Origin of the sequence: Oceaniferula spumae (assembly GCF_042849255.1) — a bacterium.
Classification (GTDB): Bacteria; Verrucomicrobiota; Verrucomicrobiia; order Verrucomicrobiales; family Akkermansiaceae; genus Oceaniferula; species Oceaniferula spumae.
On record NZ_AP026866.1, the window covers coordinates 4,481,531 to 4,501,592 of the forward strand.

Here is a 20,062-nt window from a genome sequence, read left to right on the forward strand (position 1 = left end):
GATTTCTCAACTCAGAAGTTTACGAATGGAATCCGAGTTTTTGTCCAGCAAGTTTCCGACCTTGTGTTGGTTCAAGGAGTCAAAAAAAGCATTCTGAGCCTGACCTAACAGACTCCGCAAATGGCACGCCGGACTGATCGTGCAGGGCGCGTCATGCTGGCCGCCATTGCACTGGGCGATCTCGCCATCAGGCTCCAGTTCCTTGACCAGATCGCCAAGTTTCCAATCGACCGCAGCCTCCGTCAGAGTGATGCCGCCACCACGGCCTCGCCGCGCGGTGAGCAGTTCCATCTGCACCAGCCTCTGGCAGACCTTGTTCAGATGGTTCACCGAGATGCCGTAAGACTCCGCTACCGCCCGGGTGCTGACCGTTTCATCACGGTGGATGAGCATGTAAATCAACAGCCTGAATGCATAGTCCGTGTAGTAAGTGATCCTCATCTCCTTAAACGGGTATGTAACATGTTTATTTAGTTTTGACAAACAGCGATGTGAAAACGAGGCCGCCATCTTCATCTCTCTGCATCATCTGAGACATCGTAATCTTGCCATCAGTCAGAAAACGCCCCTTTACCGCGAATCTCACGAGTCACGCGAATTTTTTCTTGGGTTGATACTTCAAATTGAAGAGGGGAACGGAACGTTTCATGGCTCCAGGCTGAAGGCCTGATTCATACCAGACCGGGGAGCATGACCGGGGATCCTAAATATCCTGAATCACCACCCCGGCCTTAGCCGCAGCTTCTGCAAATTCCGGATCGGCATTCAGAGACTCATGCAAGCCACAGGCGATGTTCATGCCATAGCCGATGGCACGCAGCAGCTGACGCCTTTCAATGTCAGCTAGCACCCCGCTCTCAGGATCGATGCCGTAAATAAAATGTGCCGGAACGCGACCGGCCTGTGCCAAGGCGGTTCCGAGGTTGCGGAACACGGGGATCTTGTTCGGCTCGCCATTCAAGACCTTGCCGGAATCTTTACCCGCATTCTCGTCATCAATGACGGAGATGATTTCGTATTGATCAGAGTGCCGGAGTAGATCGTGAGTGGGCTGACCGCCAACTTCACCAAAATGCCCTTCACAATACACGATCGCCCGCTCAGGAACGATGACTTCCGGCTCCACCAGCTGCTCCTCGGTTTGAGTAATGGCGGTGGACACAGAGACTTTGTTAAAAAAGATCGATGACGGATTCGGTTGGCGTTTCTTGGCATGCATGGGCACTTCTCGTGTGATTGTTCAATGGATCGACGAGATTCATTCCGCCCAAAAAGGCAGGAAATCAACGGGAAGCAAAAATCGCATGAACCACATCAGATCGGGCACATAACACAGTTTTTTGGGAGGGATAGCTTTATCTTGGTTGTTTTGAGGGGCAAATCTAGGTCATGTAACACCGCAATATGTGCAGTGGGTAAATTACTGGTTTGTTGAATACACTTATTAGGAATAATCCTCATCGATGGGAGTAGGGGGGGCTGGGTTTTGGTGTACTGACATGCTGTTGTGGAAAAGGGAGCTGTGCTGGAACTAGGGTGACAAATTGCAAATCTTTCAAGCTGACAAGTGTTTGTGTTTGGATAGCCTCAATTAATATTATGCGAGAAAACGATAAAAATGATGATTGGCATGAGGAAACGCAGCTTAGGCTATCTGAAAGCTCAATATATCTGAGGCTCAAAGAAAAGTGCGCTAATGCACCTGGGGGGAGCCACGTCATGGCTCTTGTCGATGATGCGACCTATTATGCTTATCAAAGAACAAAATCAATTCTGCGCCACATGGGAGAATACACACTGCATGATGGAGAGCACCTTTTTCGTGTACTGAAGCTCATGAGTAGGCTGATTTCAGATGAAGATGTTCAGAAACTCACGATTCCGGAGTTGATGTTGCTTATTTTGGGGGCGTTTTTCCACGATATTGGCATGGCACCTGATGAGAAGTTGGTGATCAGCTGGAAAAAAATATGGGATAAACAGCCAATATTTGAAGATGATCTTGAGGAGAAGGAGTGCGCAGCTTTTGAGCGCTTCTTTAACTCATCACCAGATTTAGTCGAACGTCTGACAACATCATTCGAAGAAGGAGATCAAACTGCTGTTGATTCAATTAAGGCACATGTAATCAGTGAATACATAAGGTCGACCCATGCAGACAGAGCTCGGCAGATAGTTGAACGAGATTGGTCGGGGAAAATTGTTTTTCAGGATTTGGATCTAACATCTGAACTAGCCTCAATATGTTTCAGCCATAATGAAGATCCATTGTCGATACTTGATCTTGAAATGGATTTCCCTTGCGACTCAGAAACTTTTTCATGTTTGCCTCTAGTTGCCTTATTGCTCAGATTGGCTGACATACTGGATTTTGATGCTAAAAGGACACCGGAAGTACTTTTTGCCCATCTTTATGTTCGTAATCCCGTGTCGGTAATGGAATGGCAAAAACACAGAGCCATTAAGTCATGGTCCATTAGTCAGTCAAAAATCAGCTTTTTAGCAAGGTGTAAGCATCCGGCGATTGAATCAGCTATACACTCGTTCTGTGATTTGATTGATGTTGAGCTAGGGGCCTGTAACAATGTAGTTTCAAAAATTAATGATTACGACTTTTCGAGTGGGCGTAGATTTAATATACAGTTACCTTTTCGAGTTGATCGATCAAACATCACGACAGCAAAAAATATTCAAGGAAACCCTCTTTATAGCTACAAAGAAACAAGATTCAGTCTAAGTAAATCGCAAGTAGTAGGGTTACTGATGGGAACTAAATTGTATGGGAACCCAGAAGTAGCTCTTAGGGAGCTGATTCAAAATTCAATAGATGCTTGTTTGCTACGGCAGGCTCTAGAAGAGAGTTGGGGTAATCCATATGTGCCAGAGATACGAGTTGAGTATAGGAAAGAAGGTAACGACGTGGTATTGGAAGTCGAAGATAATGGGACAGGGATGGATCAAGACATAGTTGATCAATATTATTCTAATTTGGGTAAATCATTTTACAAATCTCGCGACTTTTTTGAGCTGAAGTCCAAATATGGTGCAACATTTAAGCCTACTTCAAGATTTGGGATAGGTGTGCTTTCATGCTTCATGGTCTCGGACAGTGTTGAAGTTGATACTCGCAGAGTATATGGCCCTCATGAGTCCAGTTTACCCTTAAATCTAGTCATTGAGGGACAGGAGAGCATCTTTTGGATAAAGGAGGGGATGAGAGATAAACCAGGAACATCAACACGCCTTACTTTGAGAAAAAAACAGAACCCTTGGGCAGACATGTCCAGTAAAGAGTTCATTGATGCTGTTGCAAATACCATTCCGAACCCTAGAGTTAAGATTGCTGTGAAAAGCGATAAAAAATCAAGAACTCTCGATCAAAGCAGCTTCAAAAAAATTACAGCTAAATCGCTTAAAAAATGGGGCTGGGATGATCAACCCAATGTTGATTTTTTTGAATTGGATTTTCCTAATTCTAAAAATGGTTTTGTGGGATCAGCCATTGTGGCTATTCTACAAAAACATAATATGCCTGTTAGGGATATACATATCCAAACACAGACAGTTGAAATTGACCGTGTCGATTACGAACTAGAAAAATCGATGAGCATGTCAGGCGAACAAATTTCCACACATTCGACTTCTATTTCTATCGATGAAGATGGTTGTGTAGAATCTTCTGAGGGCTCCTCCGTGGTTTGTAGCTCAGTTTCGAGGCTGTCATTGCATGGTATAGAAGTCCCAATGAGTCTATTTCCAGATTACTGGCGTAAGCAAAAAAATCAGGTTTCTTTGAATTGGCCTTTTCCGATGTTAGTAGTCTTAGACGTGGGTGGCGAATTTGATTTAGACCTGAATGCTTCTAGGACTGCGATTATTGCGAGTAGCAGATGGAATGATTTTGAGCTTACATTTTCAAATGAGGTATTGTCAGAGCTACGTAAACAAATGAGTGATGTGTATTGGGGGGGCTTTATGACATACTTATAGAAGCTAGGTGTAGTCCTGTTTTTATCGAAAGCTTAAAAGAGATCGGCAAGTAATTTACATGTATATGAATATGGCGTTCAGTCTCGTTGAAAGGGCAGGGGGGATGGGTTTATATATAAACAAAATATAGCACCCAAAAAAAGGACTGGTGGTGAAATGATGGTGAAATGAAATCGATGTGGAGTATCTGGACATTTATCTTTCCACAGTAATTTGCGCCAATCTAGACGAGGTGATTTATCCCATAGATTGCCAGCCTTCGATAATAGCCGAAAAACTTAATTGCCTTGATGATAGTTTTGCCAGGCAGATAGAATTCTACTATCGGCGGATATTGCAATCTTACTCTTCGAGAGTATCGACCTCCACATTGAGTGGGTTGACGACCTGTGACATGGTAGAGTCGAATAACAGTTGATCAAATGTCATTGGGCTGAAGTGATCCACAGAGCAATTATCCCTAGTGATGACCTTTACTGTGATGGGGCATTCAACATTCGAACCTAACATGCTATCACGCAATTCCCAAATCTGTCCTTGGATGGTTGTTCGAGCGGCAGCTCGATAATCAAGAAGACCTTGGGGTAGAAATATAGAGGAACGCTTGGCAGGTGTTAATTTGATAACATGGCCGAAACCGATACCCTCTCTAGAACCGTCCTTGCGAACCATTGAAAAAGAAGGATTCCCCTCACCTATAAGAGGGGCTAATCGCGGGTTTGATTCCCGTCTCCGGTTTTTAGAGAGGCATGGAAAATTTTATCATGGTAGTATCATTTGATACTATCATGGGTGATACTATGCTTCGCAGTTGCTTTCAAAATGCTCTGAGGTTTGGGTGACTGTACCGTGGCTGTCTTTTCAAAGCACCATGAATTCAGTGACAACAACTAGGTAGCTCACTCTTCGCCTCAGCTGGGGTTTCCTGCTGCTCTGTGCTTGGCCCGTTGTTAGGTGCGGCGGTGGCGCTGGGGATGAGGGGGATGGTGTCGTGGAGGCGCCAGGCCATCATCAGGGCGGCGGCTAGGGCGAGGCCTTTGCGGCAGCGGGTCATCCAGCGGGTGCCTAGTTTTCTTTGTAGCTTATGAAAACCTAACTGGGTGGCCCAGAGCAGGGGCACGGTGCCGAGGCCGAATGCGAGGGCGAACTCGGCGCCTTTGATGCCTGAGCCGGTGGCGAAGCAGGCGGCGAAGAAGAGGTAGAGCGGGGTGCAGGGAAGCAGCGGCGTGGCGAGGCCCATGACCAAGGCTCCGCGAGTGGCGGAAATGCGCATGGCTTTGAAACGCAGCCTTGCCGTCCAGCGATTGAAAAAGGCGGGGCGGGGGATTTTTTTCTCCAGACCAAAGGCGATGGCGATGAAGATGACGACGAGAAACCATGGCAGGATCACGGCCGGGGAGTTGAAGAAATCGATCAGGATCTTATCGCCGACCACTCCGAAGATCGCGCCGAGGGTGGAGTAGGAGAGGAGTCGGCCGCCGTGGTAGGCGATGGCGGCACCGGTGCGGCTGCTCTCGTCTTTCTTCAAGGCTGTTAGGGAACAAGCGATCGGACCACACATCCCTGCGCAGTGGATGCTGGTGATCAGTCCGGCGGCGAATGCGATGGCCGGGGTATTGATGTTCTCGATCATGGTGCGTTGGACGATGTCCGCGCGTGGGTGGGGGGATTACTGCGGATGTGCTGCTCAGCCTCCTCTGGGGACATGTGGCTGCCTTGCTTGTGACCTAACACGATGAAGGTGGTCCACACGGTGATGATCACGACGTAGATGAATACGAGGATGAGCCAGGGGCGTTTTTTCGGTAAGTGGAGCATGGTTTTGTTAGGGATTGCGGAGGCTGTTTCTGTAGAGGCGTGGGTTCGGGCCTTGGAAGCTTTCCTTGAGCTTGATGGTGGATTGATCGGTTTCTGACTGCACCTGGATGGTGAAATCGAACGGTCCATTGTAGTCCTTGGCGGGGGCGATGACTACCAGGTTGTAGGTTTTTTCCTCAAGCGGCTGGAGGAGAATGTTCTCAGTGGTGCCACTGGTTTTCACCCAATCAGGAGCGTCTAACAGGGTGATCGAAAAGGTGTCTGGCTTCGAGCGTTTGTTAAACAAGTGGATCTCGTAAATATTGCGCACGCCGGTGGCATCTTTCTGGAAGGGGATGCCGCGCACTTTGTTGACCTGGGCATTGAAGGGCCTGGCTTTCTGGTAAACGGTGATGGCAAAGGCGCTGGCACCGATCATCATCAGGGCGAAGTAGGCGAAGAGGCGCGGGCGCAGGATCTGGCGTTTCTTTTTTTTCAGCCCGTTATCCGAGTCATAGCGGATCAGTCCGGCCTTGCGGTTGAGCTTGGCCATGATGTCGTCACAGGCATCAATGCAGGCGGCGCAACCGATGCATTCCATCTGCAGGCCCTCGCGGATATCGATGCCGGTGGGGCAGACGTTGACGCAGCGGCGGCAATCGATGCAATCGCCTGCTGACGGATCGCTGGCTTTGCCCCGTGGCTCGCCGCGCAGAACATCGTAGCCAATGACCATGGTATTATCGTCAGAGAGGGCGGACTGGATCCGGCCGTAGGGGCAGACGACGATGCAGAACTGCTCGCGGAACCAGGCGAAGCAGAAGTAGAGCGTGAATGTTAGAAAAGCGACGACGCCAAAGGAAAGCATGTGCTCGCTGGGTCCGGTGCGGATGCTCTCATAGAGCGCGGGGATGGAGACGAAGTAGGAGATGAAAATGTGAGCGATGAGTGAGGAACACAGGAGGAACAGGCTGTGCTTGATGATGCGCTTGGTGATTTTCCCTCCGGTCAACGGGGCGGCATCGAGTCGTTTCCTCGCAGGAGCATCGCCATCGATCAGGCGTTCGATTCTCCGGAACACATGATCGAGAAAAACGGTGTAGGGGCAAGTCCAGCCACACCAGATCCGGCCTAACAGCGAGGTGACAAAAAACAGGGTGAAACCCAGACCGGAGATCAGGAAAAACAGCACCCAGAGATCCTGCACCCCGATGGTGATGCCCATCATGTGGAACCTGCGGTGGGCGGTATCAAGAAAGACGGCAGGGTTGCCATTGATCTTAATCCACGGCAGCGCGGCGTAAGTGATGATCAGCAAAGCGCCTACCACCCGACGCCAAAAGGTGAATCGCCCGGAGACATCGGCCGGGTGAAGCGTGTAGTGCGATCCGTCGCGATTGATGGTCGTGACGGAGTCGAGGTTGGGTTTCTTATTAACCACTTGCTGATGCTGCCGGTGTGCAGCGCGTTATTCTTGAGTGACGTGTGGGCTCTTGCCGATGATGAAGGCAGTGACCTTGGCGGATTTCTCCGGGCCGAGGGCGTCTTTCCAAGGTGCCATTTTCTGGCCGTTGTATCCCTCGGAGTCGGCGGGGCTGCCGTTGAGCACGATGTTGAGAATATCCATCGGCTTGCCACCGTGCGCCCATTCACTATCCACGAGTGAACGGCCGATGCCGCCCTTCAGAGTGGCGCCGTGGCAGGCGGTGCAGAACTGCTTGTAAATTTCCTCACCCTCCTTGGTGATGCTGTCTTCCTGACTCCATGTTAGAAGCACGGAGTCGTCCAGCTGATCCATCATCGCCTCAAGTTCCTTTTTCTTGGCGGACTCGATCACAGCCATGCGGGAATTGATGCTCTCGGCCTCGGTGGGGAGGAGATCGGTGCTGTAGTAAATGAACCAGTAGCCGATGTAGAAAATGATCGCGCCGTAGAAGCTGAACAGCCACCAGTTAGGGAGCTTCTGATCAAACTCCTGGATGCCATCGAACTCATGTTCGCGGAGGACGACTTCGTTTTTACCGAGTTTTTTAGGGATGTGATCAGTGCTCATTGTCTGGGGCGGTTGGGTTCTCTTCAAGGGGCAGGGCGGACAAGTATTCGGACTCATCCTTTTTCATTCTCCATGCGCGGATCATGATGCCGCCGAAGATGGAAGCTGTCAGGGCGAAGGAGGCGATCGGGGCCCAGCCTTCCCATGTGTCTACGATGATGGTTTTAAACATGATGTGGTGGCGTGGTTCGAGTTACTTGGAGCTGGTGCTGGTGGGCTTGTGTTTGTGATCGGGATCGACCAGTTTGGGCGCGTCCTCGTTGCTCTCCACGACATCGTAAGAGCCGAGTTTCTGGAGGTAGGCGATCATGGCGATGATCTCGCGCTCTGAGAGGCGGCGGGCGACTTCGTCACCAATGGCACTGAGCAGCTTCTGATCCGTGGCTTTTCCGGAATCCTCCAGCTTCTTGAGTTCATCGTTGAGATAGGCCTCGATGTCAGCGGGGTATTTCACCTCGTCGTTGAGCTTGCCATCCTTGAAGACCAGGCCGCGTGCGATTTCCAGACTCTGGCTGTAGGCCTTGTCGCGGATGGTGTGCTGGTCCATGGGTTCGAATGGCACACCGAGCTGTCTCTGCACGGCGATCTTCTTCGGCAGGGCATTGATGTCGGTTTTTTTATCCAACATAAAGTGGTAGGATGGCATGACGGAGCCGGTGGAGGTGGAGCGGGGATCGACCAAGTGATCGTAGTGCCACTTGTCCGGGCGCAGGCCTTTCTCACGTGCCAGATCGGGGCCGGTGCGCTTGGAGCCCCACTGGTGCGGGTAGTTGTAGATGGATTCACCGAGGCGTGAGTAATCGCCGTAGCGCATGATATCGCCTTCTAACATCCGGATCATCTGCGAGTGGCAGGTGTTACAGCCTTCCGAAACATAGAGATCGCGTCCGGCAAGTTCCAGCGGTGTGTAGAGCTGCTGCACACGCTCCTCGACGTATTTATCCTTCTGCGCGATGACGGTGGGGATGATCTGGATAGCTCCCCCCACGGCGGCGGCGCCGATGACTAACAGGGTGAAGGGCACCCAGTTTTTTTCCAATCGTTCATAGAAATCGGCCCACTTCGGAGTGTGCCTATGGAACAGCCAGGCCGACTGGGCACTGAGGCAGATGGCGATGATCAGCGCACCCACATCCATGCCCTTAGGGAGGAAGATCCAGAGGATGATGAAGAGAGTGGTGAGGACCACGTAGATGACCGGATCTGCCAGGAGGACTTTGCGCCAGTCCTTGCTGTTGTCTGCGGTGGGATCATTGAGTTTAGCGACCTCGACTGTTTCAGTCACAACTTTACCCATGCGGGCGGTTTTATAAATGTTGATCACACACATGATGAAGCCGATCAGATAGAGGGTGCCGCCGATGGAGCGGAACAGCATGAGCGGCTTGATTGCCTGCAAGGTTTCCAAGAACTCGGCGTGCTTGAGCTGGGTGCCAGCCTCATTGGTGGCGCTGAGCATGAGGCCCTGCATGATGCCGGATGCCCACATGGAGGCGACGTAGAGGAGGATGCCGATGATACCGATCCAGAAGTGCATGTTCGCCCAGGACTCGCGCCAGAGCACGCTCTCGCCATTGGCACCCTTGTTATTTTTCCAAAGGCGGGGTGCCATCCAGTAGAACATACCCGCAGCCATGAAACCGTTCCACCCGAGCGTTCCGGCATGCACGTGGCCGATGGTCCAGTCCGTGTAGTGGGAGAGTTCATTGACCGTTCTGATAGAGAGCAGCGGTCCCTCGAAGGTGGCCATGCCGTAGAAGGTCAGTCCGGCGACAAAGAACTTGATCACCGGATCGGTGCGCAATTTATCCCAAGCCCCGCGCAGTGTGAGAAGACCATTGATCATGCCGCCCCAGGACGGAGCCCAAAGCATCAGGGAGAAAAGCATGCCGAGCATCTGCAGCCATGATGGCAGCGAGGTGTTCAGCAGGTGGTGAGGACCGGCCCAGATGTAAATGAAGACCAGCGCCCAGAAGTGGATGATGGAGAGCCGGTAGGAGTAAACCGGACGATTTGCCGCCTTCGGCAAATAGTAATACATGATGCCGAGGATGGGCGTTGTTAGGAAAAATGCCACCGCATTGTGACCATACCACCACTGCACCAGAGCGTCCTGCACACCCGCAAAAATAGGGTAGGAGTGGGTGATACTGGTGGGGATGGACAGGTGGTTGACGATATAGAGCATCGCCACGGTGATGATGGTGGCGATGTAGAACCAGATGGCGACATAGAGGCTGGACTCGTTCCGCTTCGCCAAGGTCCAGAAGAAGTTGATGGCGAAGATCACCCAGATGACGGCCACGGCGATATTGATCGGCCAGATCAACTCGGCGTATTCCTTTCCGCGCGTGAAGCCTGCTGGCAGGGTGATGGCGGCAGCCACGATGATCGCCTGCCAGCCCCAGAAGTGTATGCCGGAGAGCAAATCCGATGCCGTGCGCGTCTTACAGAGCCGCTGGGTGGAGTGATAGATACCGGCAAACATCATGTTTCCTACAAAGGCAAAGATCACCGCATTGGTGTGCAGTGGGCGGAGTCGGCCGAAGGTGAGAAAATCGACACCCTCTGTCTTGAATGCGCCAAAGGTCAGCACTTCGAGGAAGTGACCGTTCATTTTCCAGAAGTTCAGCTGGAAGGCGCAGAGCACGCCGACGCCCATGCCGACGATGGCGAAGACGAGGGAGGCGATGAGGAAATGGCGGACTGTCTTGTCATCGTAAGTTACTTGGATGGTCGCTGTGTTAGCAGATTGGCTCATGGTTGGTCAGGTGGCTTGGGTAAAGATGGATCGTCCAGAGGCATCAATGAATCCTGCTCGATTCCGCGCGTACGCGGTTTTTTCAGCTCTGCGATAAAGCAAACGACGAAAATCGCAGCCAGACAGACGCTGATTAAAATAGTGAGCGCGAGAACGTTCATGGAAGTCAGCCCTCCGGAAGGGCTGATGAAACGATATCAGAAGCGCCGAAATCTGCGCGGCGTATCCTGCCCAAGACTGCGCAGATTATGGCGTGCCGGTTTGACGATGAGCGGTCAGCAGGGACTCGTCCAAAGAGCCCAAGGCTTCACTAAAGGCTGGATCGCTCAGCGCCTCCACCACGGCCTCGTCATGAAACAGCTCACGCGGCCGGACCGACTGCGCGTGGTCTTTGACCGCATCAGCATAAGCGGCTTTGATAAAAACCGGATCATTCAGAACCGGGTTGATCTCGGGATCCAGGAGGATGATCTTGCGAGTTTTGAGATCGTGATACATCACTAACAACTTGCACAGCGTGAGTTTTCCCGGCTGGTAAAATGGATCTGTTTCCCTTTGCCACTGACCCACCGAACTGGCATCCAAGGCATGTTTAGCCTTCAGCAATAAGGGCTCAGCTGTGGTCGTCTGGATCGTGACATCATCACCGAGAAGTTGGTGCCGAGTATGTCTGATTTCCGCGAGGCTGCCTGCATAGCGAATACCGGTGAACGCGAGCCAGAGAACGACCAGTCCAGTGCAGAGGCTGAGGAAGGCGGCAGGCATGCCAAAACCGACACGCTTACCGGTTTTCGAGGCATTAAATGGATCCACTAGAAAATGCAGCAGAAAGCGGCAGATGAAAAAGACCGCCAGCCCGGTCACGACTGCAATGATTTTAGGTAGCCAGGGACCGGGATTCTGAATCCATGGTCCTGTCAGATCGCTGGCGTGCTCATTACCCCAAAGCGCGGTGTAGCCAGCGATGCCCAGACATACCATGGCGAACACGGTGCGGATCAGTCCCTTGAGAAAACCGATCGCTGCGAACGCAACGATAATAATCGCGATGATTCCCGTGGCACCAAGGTCTTGGAAATTCATCGGCGAGGTTACGGCTTATGGATGATTGACGCTGCCACACTGGGCTGCATGCAGCAGAGCATGGTCGCAAAGGGTGAGGGCGGTCATCGCTTCGACGATGGGCACGGCGCGTGGAAGCACACAGGGATCATGTCGCCCACGGCCCTTGAGTTCCGTGTCTTTGTGATCAGACCCAACCGTCTGTTGCTCAGTCATGATGGTGGCAGTCGGTTTGAATGCCACACGGAAGGAAATATTTTCCCCATTGGAAATGCCACCCTGCACGCCGCCGGAGCGGTTGGTGGTGGTGCGCACGACGTCACCTTCCATGTAAAACGGATCATTGTGCTCCGCACCGGTCAGCTGTGTGCCGCCGAAGCCGGAGCCGATTTCGAAGCCCTTGGTGGCAGGCAGACTCATCATTGCCTGCGCGAGAGTGGCTTCCAGTTTTCCAAAGACAGGATTTCCCAAACCGGCGGGCGCATTGCGGACCACACACTCAACGACGCCACCGACGGAATTACCCTCGGAGCGCATTTGTTTGATCAGATCGACCATCGGGCCGACCGCTTCAGGGTCGCCGGTGCGGACGATGTTCGACTCGATCATCGCGGAGGTGACGGTCTGGCCGTCGACTTGAGCTTCGATGTCTTTGACCGATTGCACCCAAGAGAGAATTTCAATGCCAGGGTAAAGCTGAGCGAGCACCTTCTTAGCGACCACGGCGGCGGCGACGCGACCGATGGTTTCCCGTGCTGAGGCCCTGCCGCCACCATGCCACGCGCGAGTGCCGTATTTGGCATCGTAGGTGTAGTCCGCATGGGATGGGCGGTATTTGTCCTTCATCTCATTGTAGGATGACGGGCGCTGGTCTTTGTTTCTGACTAAAATGGCGATCGGAGTGCCGAGCGTTTTGCCCTCGAAGACACCCGAGAGGATCTCACAGGAGTCGTTTTCCTTACGAGGTGTGACGATCTCACTCTGGCCGGGCCGGCGTCGATCGAGATCGATTTGGATTTCTTCCTCGGAGAGGGGGATTTGTGGCGGGCATCCATCGATGACGACACCGACACCGCCACCGTGGGATTCTCCCCATGTGGAAATACGAAAAATTTGACCGAAGCTGTTGGACATATCTGGGGTGGAACTTGGCAGATCAGGGGAATCTTTCAATGCGAGATTGTGTCGGTGTCTAGAAAAGTCGTCCGATGCGATCTTCTCGCGTAATTCCAACGTTTTTCCACTGGCGGGGTCTATGTTTATCATGGATAGTCCCGCCATGTTCCGCAGAAATCCGATGAAGCCACTTCTTATGACCCTTGTCTCCTTAGGCCTTGGCGGAGGGGGCATAAGTCATGCCGAAGTAGAAGTGACACCCGGGAAGGTGGACGAAAACAAGCCGAAGCTGATTAAGACCTTCAAGGTGGAATCCGTCATTGCCCCCGTGGTGATGAAGCTCGGAGAGCCAAAGATGCGGCGCGGCAGTGTAGGTATCAAAATGGAGGTGTCTTCACCTTCGGAAAAAGCACGCGCCCATGTGAAGCAAGGATTCGCCTTAGTCCACGCACAGTGGGATTTTGAGGCCTACCGTCATTTTTGCGCAGCGATCAAAGAAGACCCGGATTGTCTGTTAGCCTATTGCGGTGTCACCCTTGCTCTGGCTCAGCCGTATAATGAGTATGTCGATTATCGCCGGGTGGCTGTCGAGCGGATGCTTGACCTGATGGAGGCAGATACCATCTCCGTGCGTCAGGGGAATCAAGCAAGGTTCCCTAAAATTGAAGTGCAGTTCTGTGCCGCCACGGCGACCTTGGTTTCCGACAGTCCGGTGGCTGCAGGTGCTCTGTTCATGGCGCTGGGTGATAAATTCCCGAACCTGCTGCAAGCTCGCCTGCTGGGAGTATTCCTCACACGCGGCAGCTACGATGTCGCAGGCAATGCAACCCCCGGCCAGATGAGGGCGATCAAGAATACCCGCGAACTGTTGAAAGAAAACTCTGAGAATCCCTTGGTGCTGGGCTTCTGGCTGGCATTGTGTGCCGAGGCTCCTAACAGCGCGATTGATCTTAAAAAAGAACTCCTTCCAGAAGCCCGTAGACTGGTTGAAAAATCGGAGAATATGCCGTCTTGGTGGCACGCTCTTGGGCACTTTGAGTGGAGAGCGGGTAATTACCTTCTCGCCGAACGAGCCTTCACCAAATCCGCTGATCTCTACGCCGAATGGATGGAGCAAGAAGGCATCAGCATCAACGATTGCGCCGGTTACATCAAAGCGAAGTGTTACCTCGCCAACACCCTCTATCAAAGAGGAGATTTCACCGGAGCTATGAAAGTGGCCAAGGAAATCCGGGCCCTCAAAACAGATATCAAGCGCCCTCGCTCGGAGGGAAATCACATGCTGCTATGGCGCGGGTATACTCTGCCTACACGCCTCTACATCGCACATGGGGCCGACGGCGATATGAACCGGGCTCTCAAAGACTTGCCAACAGTTGAGGAACTCAAACCCTTTGCCGAGCATCCTAAGTTTCCTACTCTTGTCGGAACCTACATCAATGCGCTCAGAGTGTATCTGGGTTGCCGCAAGGCCATCGATGATAAGGCGATCACAGCTGCAAAGTCGCTTCATCAGAATAACTTTCGTGGTCACATCGTCGCCTTGGTGAAAGTTTTAAAAGGAGCTCAGCGAGCCAGCGATGCATCGCACTTTTTCCATGCCGGCCGTTGCCTGGCTATTTATGATAAGGAACTGTCCGGCCTGATCCGGATGAACGATTCAGTCGACACCCGAGTCGCTGCGGCGGGTTCATTTTACTCAGCGAGGGATTTACAGTATGTGCCGACGCTGATGCAGCCACCAATGGTTATCACCTCGATGGAGAATCGTCTCGGAGAATTCTATCTGCGCATGGGCAAAAATGCAGACGCCTATGAAGCCTTTACCGAGGGACATATCCGTTACCCTAACAACATGGAATCCCTGCTCGGTATGAAACGGAGCCTTTCTTTGTTAGGAAAGAAGGATGACGCGGACAAGATTCAGAAGCACATCGACTTGGTCAAACCGCAGAAATAGGAAGCTCGGATCAATCGATCGCTTCCAGCTCTTCGCGCGAGATCCCACGGAGTTCCAGCGCGCGGATGATCGTAGACTCGATCAAATTGTTCGGGCATGATGCGCCTGCTGTTACGCCGATGATGGCAGGTTTGTCTTTCAGGGCGATCCCTGTGTATTCACTCTCGATCTCTTGTTTGTGCTCAAGGTCGTAGTGCAGAATGCGTTCCATGGATTCCATGCACTTGGCATTGCGGATGAAAAATGTGGGCAGGTTCTCTTGGCCAATTTCAGCCAAGTGAGTGGTGTTCGAGCTATTGTATCCACCGACAACTAAAAGAATATCCATCGGCTTCTTATCGCTGGTGTCGAGCATATTGAACAATGCTCCTTGGCGCTCCTGCGTCGCTCCGCAGATGGTATCGAATACGTGATAAAGCGAGTCGTCACCGTCACGGTCTACAATGGCTTGCCTGACTCGGTTTTGCAGCTCCTCGGTCTCGCTCTGCAGCATGGTGGTTTGGTTGGCGACACCGACACTCACCAAGTGAACATCAGGGTCAAAGCCCTCGGAGCAAGCTGAGCCGAATTTTTCCATGAATGCCTCACGGTTACCATTACCCCGGATATATTCGCAAACTTCATCGGCGTCCTTGAGAGTCAGAATCACGAGGTAGTGTCCGTTTTTAGAGGTTCCCAAGGCTCGCGAAGCTGTAGCACGTGTCTCTTCATGATCAGCTTTGCCGTGGATGATCGAAGTGACGTCGTTTTTGGCGTAGTCGCGCACGCGACGCCAGACCTTCATCACATCGCCACATGTTGTATCGATGACATGACAGCCGATCTCTGCGAGCTTGTCCATGAAGCTGGTGGGCGCTCCGAAGGCCGGCACGATCACCACATCGTCTTCGTTGAGATCGTCATAATCCTTACCCATTTCACGCCATGGCAGGGAAACGATACCCATTTCACGAAGTTGGGCGTTCACCTCGGGGTTGTGAATGATTTCTCCGATTAAAAAGATCCGTTGATCTTGAAACACCTTGCGTGTGGCGTAGGCCAGATCGATGGCTCTCTCGACACCGTAACAAAATCCGAATTTCTGAGCCAAGCGGATGGTTGTATTACCGATGGTCAGTTCACCGCCATGACTGCGCAGTTTTTCCACGATGGATGAGCGGTAGTGCTGTTCGACCTCCGATTGAACAAGGGCCATCACATCCGGACGTCGGACGTTGACGCGTTTGCGCTTCTTATTGACGGGCTTGGATGGTTGGGGTGAGGAATCGCTCATGATTGAAAAATTTGGCTGTGAGACTGGCTCGTTGCGCTGCCCGAACTAAGTCCAAAAACGCAAGAATGGCACGCGCTAATTTTCTTTCGGCTTGCTCACGGCTGATTGCAAGCTGCGTTTGAACGGCAATGAAAGCAGATAGAAAAACAAGCCCGCCAGCGAGATCAAACATAGCACGTACCACGGCCAAGGTCCCATGATATCAAGTAAACTGCCACGATCAGGTTTATGCATCAGGAATCCAAAATTGGTTTCGAGCAGGTAATTCGCGATGAACGCGACGCCCGCATAGATCAAAACCCAGACAAAAGCCCGCAGCGCAGCTCCCTCTCGCGGACGCCAGCCGAGCCCCAGCGGCAAGAGCAAAGCTGTGATCACGATTACGCCGTGGTGCAGGAAGAAAATAAAGAAGACCGGGCTGGGGAAGTCATGCGCCAAGTTGGGGGTCAGTAGTCCTTGCATCGTGCCGGCCAGTCCCCAGAAATAGGAGAGTTCGCAGAGAATTGGCCGTCTGGTGATTAAGGCGAAACCGCAAATGAATGCCGCAATGTCGCAGAGGTGAAAGGGCATCAGGGAATCGAGAGGAAAACTTCCACCGTAAGCCGACAAGATAGCCTGATTGATGGGATAGGCAGCGAAACATAGGAAGGCGAGAAGAGCGATGGCTGCTTTCGCACGAGGGCTTTCAGGATCTTTACGACAGCGACGTATCATTAACGTCGTAACCACCACCAACACAGCTAACACACCGATGTGAGTCATTCCGTAGTGTTGAAACGTGGCAAGCATGATCTTTTTTTAGGTGAAATCAGCAGCGGCGCAAACTGAAAACTTGAAACACTAGGTGGCAGCCGCTTCAATGCTAACAAACGATGTCCGCAATGATCCAAAGCACCATGATCCGCGCCTCAGCAGGTAGCGGTAAAACCTGGCAACTCGCCAACCGCTATCTCAGCTTAATGGTGCTAGGCGCTGCTCCTGAAAAAATTATCGCACTGACATTCACCAAGAAAGCGGCAGGGGAGTTCACCAGCCGGATCATGACCCGACTGGCCGATGGTGCTGCGGACGAAAAAGCAGCCGCTAAGCTGTCCGCCGAGCTCAAGGAGATCATTCTAGGCACCGATAGCATTCCTGCTCTGGTCACATCGCGCTCCGATGGCAGTCCGGTGGACCTGCCCACCATGGACGCAGAATATTTCCAGATGAAATTGGAACAGCTCGTAGCTGTGCTGGACCGGCTGGCTCTGTCGACTCTGGACAGTTACTTCGTCAGGATTGTTAGAAATTTTGCCTTGGAGCTTGGCCTCAGCGGTTTTGAGCTGATGGAAGATGCTGCAATATCTTCGGAGAGATTGGGAGTGATGGCCAATATCTTTTCCAACCGCCAAACCAGCGCACAAGACCGCGAGACGTTTCTCCAGTCATTCAAACAAGCTACTTGGGGCGAGGAGGAAAATCGTCTGTGTCAGACACTCGAGGAGTTTGTCAAAAACCATCAGAACCGTTGGCTCAGCGCACCGGAGGCTGAGAAGTGGGGAGGGGAGGCACTCCTGTGGCCTGCGGAAAAGGGCGGATGTCCATTTGGCGATGGCAAACTTCGGGAACTCGCTGTCATTGTCAGATCTCTGTTAGGCGAACCGGTCAGTCCGCATAAAATTTACCTTAAAGGCTGGCATGGAGTCTGTGACATCCTCGAAAATCATGTGCCTGGCGCGCCGTACACAGTGAATGCTCAGATGAAGCGAGCTCTACCGCAGTGGCTTGAATATGCCAAAGGAGGTTTCATCGATAACCAGAAGTTTGAGATCAGCCCGGAGTTGGGGGCTGCGATGTCAGCGATGATCGGGGCATTTTTGAAAGGTGAAATTGAAACCCGCATCAAGCGAACCCAAGGTTTGCACGCGGTGATCCAAGCCTATGAAAACAGCTACCACCAGCACGTGCGGAGTCGTGGACGACTTTGTTTTTCCGATCTCACCCTGCTGTTAGCCGGTCAGGGGGCGATGGCGATCTGGGATCCGAACTCTCGCGATCTGATCGATTACCGACTCGATGCCCGCTACGATCATTGGCTGTTAGATGAGTTTCAGGATACCAGTCAGCCGCAGTGGAAAGCCGTGGGATCTTTGGTGGATGAAATCCTGCAAGACGCCGATGGTGAACGCTCTGTCTTTGTGGTGGGGGATAGCAAACAAAGCATCTATGGCTGGCGTGGGGGCGAACCTCGTCTCTTCGATGATCTCAGAGACCATTACGGTGAACGTCTCGCTGAATGGGACATGGACCGCTCCTTTCGTTCCTCACAACACGTCTTGGACTTAGTCAATTGTGTCTGCGACCTCTCAAATCCAAAATGGGCAGAGATTTTCCCTGCAGCCGCAGTCGATCGCTGGGTATTTCACGAGCACCTGCCTTCCTCGGATAAGCCTGGGCATACGCTGGTGATTGAATCACCGGCCGATATCAAAGACGATGGCGAGACCAAGCAAGAGGCTCGCTACGCCGCGGTGAAGGCAATACTCGAAAAAACACAACCTTTGGAAAACAATCTCACCTGCGCGGTGCTGGTGACAAAAAACGCTCAAGCCACGGGGTTGGTGGAGTACTTACGCCGCGAGATGCCAGATTTGCCTGTGGCTCCGGAATCAGAAACCTTGGCTACCGATGGCCCGGAAGGAGTCGTGTTGCTCGATCTGTTTCGTTGGCTGCGAAACCCCTCAGATGATTTTGCCCGCCTCCACGTCAGTTACTCTCCATTGGCCAAAGTTATCGAGCAGCTAACAGAGTGTGATACCCACGCCAAGCAATGGAATTGGCTTACCACGGAGTTGGCGAGAAAAGGGGTGGAGCCACTTGTCCAGTCGCTGGCGACAGGACTTCGAGATATCGTTGATGTCTCAGACTATGGCAACAGTCGCTTGGAAGAAATCCTCACAGCAGCATCAGACTTTAGCAAAGGCGGCGGGAGTCTGGACGACTGGGTAACGCTTTTGGAAGCTCGTAAAATTCGGGAGAACACCCGCGAGGGTATGATACAAGTCATGACCGTTCATAAATCAAAGGGTCTGGGTTTTGATATAGTCATCCTTCCTGAACTCGGAGGCCAGGACTTTGCATCGACCAATCGGTTGGAAATGTTAGAACGTAAAGGGCAGCTCGGAGCCATCGAGTTTATGATCCGTAAGCCGAGTAAGGAAATCTGCGAAGCCGATGAGTCGCTGAGATCAATGCTGGAAGTTTGGGAAGCCGATCAGTGTTACGAGCGGTTTTGTAATCTCTACGTTGCTTTAACCAGAGCTAAAAGCGCAACCTACTGTATCCTCGATCCCGTCAAAGACTCATGGAAACCCGGTAGAAAATACGACGACTGGATTCGCGAAGCGACCTCCCAATTCGGGGAAACTGAAACTGAGATCGGTGAAAAAACTTACCCCGTGTTATTTGAATCGGGAGATTGGTTAGGAGTTTCTGGTGACAAAAAGCAGGCTTCAGAAGTCAAGGACAAGCCCATTGCGCTTCAGCCCGCGAGACCACGGATGGGTAGAAAGATCGCCAGTGGCGCTAAGGAATCCAAAATTGGGTCGTTGTTAGAGTCTGGAAAAGGCATGGCTTTCGGTAATCTCGTGCACGCTCATTTTGAGAAAATTACCTGGTTGGATGAAATGCCGGAGCTGGATGATCAAGTTGCAGCGCAGTCGGTTCGGGAGTGTTTGCAGGACTCTACCGTTCAAACTTTCTTCGAACGCCCCAAAGGTGAATTCCAATTACTGAGGGAACAACCTATCGAAACCCAGCACGAAGGTTCATGGGTCAGCGGTATCATTGACCGTGCTGTCATCCATCTGGAAAACGGTCAGCCAGTCAGCATCGACATCGTCGATTTTAAAACCGACAGCAAAGATGTCACCGAACTGAAGGAAGCCTATTCCAAACAGCTAGACATCTATCGCCAAGCCATGTCTCGCATTTTCCAGCTCCCGCCAGAAAATATCAGCTGCCATCTGCTGTCAACGCACTTGAAGCAGATGGTTGAGGTATAGAGTTGCA

General features: G+C 52.0%; 16 protein-coding genes. 3 read left to right on the forward strand and 13 right to left on the reverse strand.

Translation table 11 applies throughout. The features are described 5' to 3' along the window. Nucleotides 1-6 precede the first annotated feature (6 nt). Entirely contained in the window at nucleotides 7-516 is a 510-nt protein-coding gene (locus ACSPJT_RS19135; RefSeq protein WP_435894164.1) for an RrF2 family transcriptional regulator, read from the reverse strand. A gap of 187 nt (nucleotides 517-703) precedes the next feature. Next, entirely contained in the window at nucleotides 704-1,219 is a 516-nt protein-coding gene (locus tag ACSPJT_RS19140) for a DUF1611 domain-containing protein (protein WP_435894165.1), read from the reverse strand. Nucleotides 1,220-1,599: 380 nt separating this feature from the next. Here ACSPJT_RS19140 and ACSPJT_RS19145 point away from each other — a divergent pair, with 380 nt between their 5' ends. Then, the gene (locus ACSPJT_RS19145) at nucleotides 1,600-3,990 is read left to right on the forward strand and encodes an HD domain-containing protein (RefSeq protein WP_435894166.1); all 2,391 of its coding nucleotides are present in this window, start codon (nucleotides 1,600-1,602) and stop codon (nucleotides 3,988-3,990) included. An 877-nt stretch (nucleotides 3,991-4,867) separates the two neighbouring features. On the opposite strand, the gene ACSPJT_RS19150 is transcribed toward ACSPJT_RS19145, so the two are convergent. The 9 genes from ACSPJT_RS19150 to aroC form a co-directional block, all read right to left on the reverse strand. After that, complete coding sequence (locus tag ACSPJT_RS19150) at nucleotides 4,868-5,623, reverse strand: sulfite exporter TauE/SafE family protein (RefSeq protein WP_435894167.1); 756 nt, start codon at nucleotides 5,621-5,623, stop codon at nucleotides 4,868-4,870. Then, nucleotides 5,620-5,808, reverse strand: coding sequence for a hypothetical protein (locus ACSPJT_RS19155; RefSeq protein WP_435894168.1), 189 nt, complete (start codon nucleotides 5,806-5,808; stop codon nucleotides 5,620-5,622). The genes ACSPJT_RS19150 and ACSPJT_RS19155 overlap by 4 nt, the downstream gene beginning before the upstream one ends. Nucleotides 5,809-5,815: 7 nt before the next feature. Next, nucleotides 5,816-7,228, reverse strand: a complete 1,413-nt coding sequence (gene ccoG / locus ACSPJT_RS19160) for a cytochrome c oxidase accessory protein CcoG (protein ID WP_435894169.1) — start codon at nucleotides 7,226-7,228, stop codon at nucleotides 5,816-5,818. Nucleotides 7,229-7,255: 27 nt separating this feature from the next. Then, nucleotides 7,256-7,840, reverse strand: a complete 585-nt coding sequence (locus ACSPJT_RS19165) for a cbb3-type cytochrome c oxidase N-terminal domain-containing protein (RefSeq protein WP_435894170.1) — start codon at nucleotides 7,838-7,840, stop codon at nucleotides 7,256-7,258. Continuing rightward, nucleotides 7,830-8,012, reverse strand: a complete 183-nt coding sequence (locus ACSPJT_RS19170; RefSeq protein ID WP_435894171.1) for a hypothetical protein — start codon at nucleotides 8,010-8,012, stop codon at nucleotides 7,830-7,832. The genes ACSPJT_RS19165 and ACSPJT_RS19170 overlap by 11 nt, the downstream gene beginning before the upstream one ends. Before the next feature lie 21 nt (nucleotides 8,013-8,033). Next, on the reverse strand, nucleotides 8,034-10,601 hold the full coding sequence (gene ccoN, locus ACSPJT_RS19175; RefSeq protein ID WP_435894172.1) for a cytochrome-c oxidase, cbb3-type subunit I: 2,568 nt from the start codon (nucleotides 10,599-10,601) through the stop codon (nucleotides 8,034-8,036). Then, entirely contained in the window at nucleotides 10,598-10,762 is a 165-nt protein-coding gene (locus tag ACSPJT_RS19180; RefSeq protein WP_435894173.1) for a hypothetical protein, read from the reverse strand. The genes ccoN and ACSPJT_RS19180 overlap by 4 nt, the downstream gene beginning before the upstream one ends. Before the next feature lie 85 nt (nucleotides 10,763-10,847). Next, nucleotides 10,848-11,684: a CvpA family protein gene (locus ACSPJT_RS19185; protein ID WP_435894174.1), complete on the reverse strand. Its 837-nt coding sequence runs from the start codon at nucleotides 11,682-11,684 to the stop codon at nucleotides 10,848-10,850. A 15-nt stretch (nucleotides 11,685-11,699) separates the two neighbouring features. Continuing rightward, the gene (aroC, locus tag ACSPJT_RS19190; protein WP_435896212.1) at nucleotides 11,700-12,797 is read right to left on the reverse strand and encodes a chorismate synthase; all 1,098 of its coding nucleotides are present in this window, start codon (nucleotides 12,795-12,797) and stop codon (nucleotides 11,700-11,702) included. Nucleotides 12,798-12,927: 130 nt separating this feature from the next. Between aroC and ACSPJT_RS19195 the strand changes: the two genes are divergently transcribed. Further along, the gene (locus tag ACSPJT_RS19195) at nucleotides 12,928-14,739 is read left to right on the forward strand and encodes a hypothetical protein (RefSeq protein ID WP_435894175.1); all 1,812 of its coding nucleotides are present in this window, start codon (nucleotides 12,928-12,930) and stop codon (nucleotides 14,737-14,739) included. Nucleotides 14,740-14,749: 10 nt separating this feature from the next. On the opposite strand, the gene ACSPJT_RS19200 is transcribed toward ACSPJT_RS19195, so the two are convergent. Beyond that, complete coding sequence (locus ACSPJT_RS19200) at nucleotides 14,750-16,012, reverse strand: 4-hydroxy-3-methylbut-2-enyl diphosphate reductase (protein ID WP_435894176.1); 1,263 nt, start codon at nucleotides 16,010-16,012, stop codon at nucleotides 14,750-14,752. A 75-nt stretch (nucleotides 16,013-16,087) separates the two neighbouring features. Next, nucleotides 16,088-16,801: a YwaF family protein gene (locus ACSPJT_RS19205; RefSeq protein ID WP_435894177.1), complete on the reverse strand. Its 714-nt coding sequence runs from the start codon at nucleotides 16,799-16,801 to the stop codon at nucleotides 16,088-16,090. 83 nt (nucleotides 16,802-16,884) lie between these two features. Here ACSPJT_RS19205 and ACSPJT_RS19210 point away from each other — a divergent pair, with 83 nt between their 5' ends. Further along, nucleotides 16,885-20,055: a UvrD-helicase domain-containing protein gene (locus ACSPJT_RS19210; RefSeq protein WP_435894178.1), complete on the forward strand. Its 3,171-nt coding sequence runs from the start codon at nucleotides 16,885-16,887 to the stop codon at nucleotides 20,053-20,055. Nucleotides 20,056-20,062 lie beyond the last annotated feature (7 nt).

Excerpts from the sequence above, each read along its gene's own strand:
- ACSPJT_RS19135 (WP_435894164.1), bottom strand. The coding sequence starts at position 516 with ATGAAGATGGCGGCCTCGTTTTCACATCGCTGTTTGTCAAAACTAAAT.
- ACSPJT_RS19140 (WP_435894165.1), bottom strand. The coding sequence starts at position 1,219 with ATGCATGCCAAGAAACGCCAACCGAATCCGTCATCGATCTTTTTTAAC.
- ACSPJT_RS19145 (WP_435894166.1), top strand. The coding sequence starts at position 1,600 with ATGCGAGAAAACGATAAAAATGATGATTGGCATGAGGAAACGCAGCTT.
- ACSPJT_RS19150 (WP_435894167.1), bottom strand. The coding sequence starts at position 5,623 with ATGATCGAGAACATCAATACCCCGGCCATCGCATTCGCCGCCGGACTG.
- ACSPJT_RS19155 (WP_435894168.1), bottom strand. The coding sequence starts at position 5,808 with ATGCTCCACTTACCGAAAAAACGCCCCTGGCTCATCCTCGTATTCATC.
- ACSPJT_RS19165 (WP_435894170.1), bottom strand. The coding sequence starts at position 7,840 with ATGAGCACTGATCACATCCCTAAAAAACTCGGTAAAAACGAAGTCGTC.
- ACSPJT_RS19170 (WP_435894171.1), bottom strand. The coding sequence starts at position 8,012 with ATGTTTAAAACCATCATCGTAGACACATGGGAAGGCTGGGCCCCGATC.
- ccoN (WP_435894172.1), bottom strand. The coding sequence starts at position 10,601 with ATGAGCCAATCTGCTAACACAGCGACCATCCAAGTAACTTACGATGAC.
- ACSPJT_RS19180 (WP_435894173.1), bottom strand. The coding sequence starts at position 10,762 with ATGAACGTTCTCGCGCTCACTATTTTAATCAGCGTCTGTCTGGCTGCG.
- ACSPJT_RS19185 (WP_435894174.1), bottom strand. The coding sequence starts at position 11,684 with ATGAATTTCCAAGACCTTGGTGCCACGGGAATCATCGCGATTATTATC.
- aroC (WP_435896212.1), bottom strand. The coding sequence starts at position 12,797 with ATGTCCAACAGCTTCGGTCAAATTTTTCGTATTTCCACATGGGGAGAA.
- ACSPJT_RS19195 (WP_435894175.1), top strand. The coding sequence starts at position 12,928 with ATGGATAGTCCCGCCATGTTCCGCAGAAATCCGATGAAGCCACTTCTT.
- ACSPJT_RS19200 (WP_435894176.1), bottom strand. The coding sequence starts at position 16,012 with ATGAGCGATTCCTCACCCCAACCATCCAAGCCCGTCAATAAGAAGCGC.
- ACSPJT_RS19205 (WP_435894177.1), bottom strand. The coding sequence starts at position 16,801 with ATGCTTGCCACGTTTCAACACTACGGAATGACTCACATCGGTGTGTTA.
- ACSPJT_RS19210 (WP_435894178.1), top strand. The coding sequence starts at position 16,885 with ATGTCCGCAATGATCCAAAGCACCATGATCCGCGCCTCAGCAGGTAGC.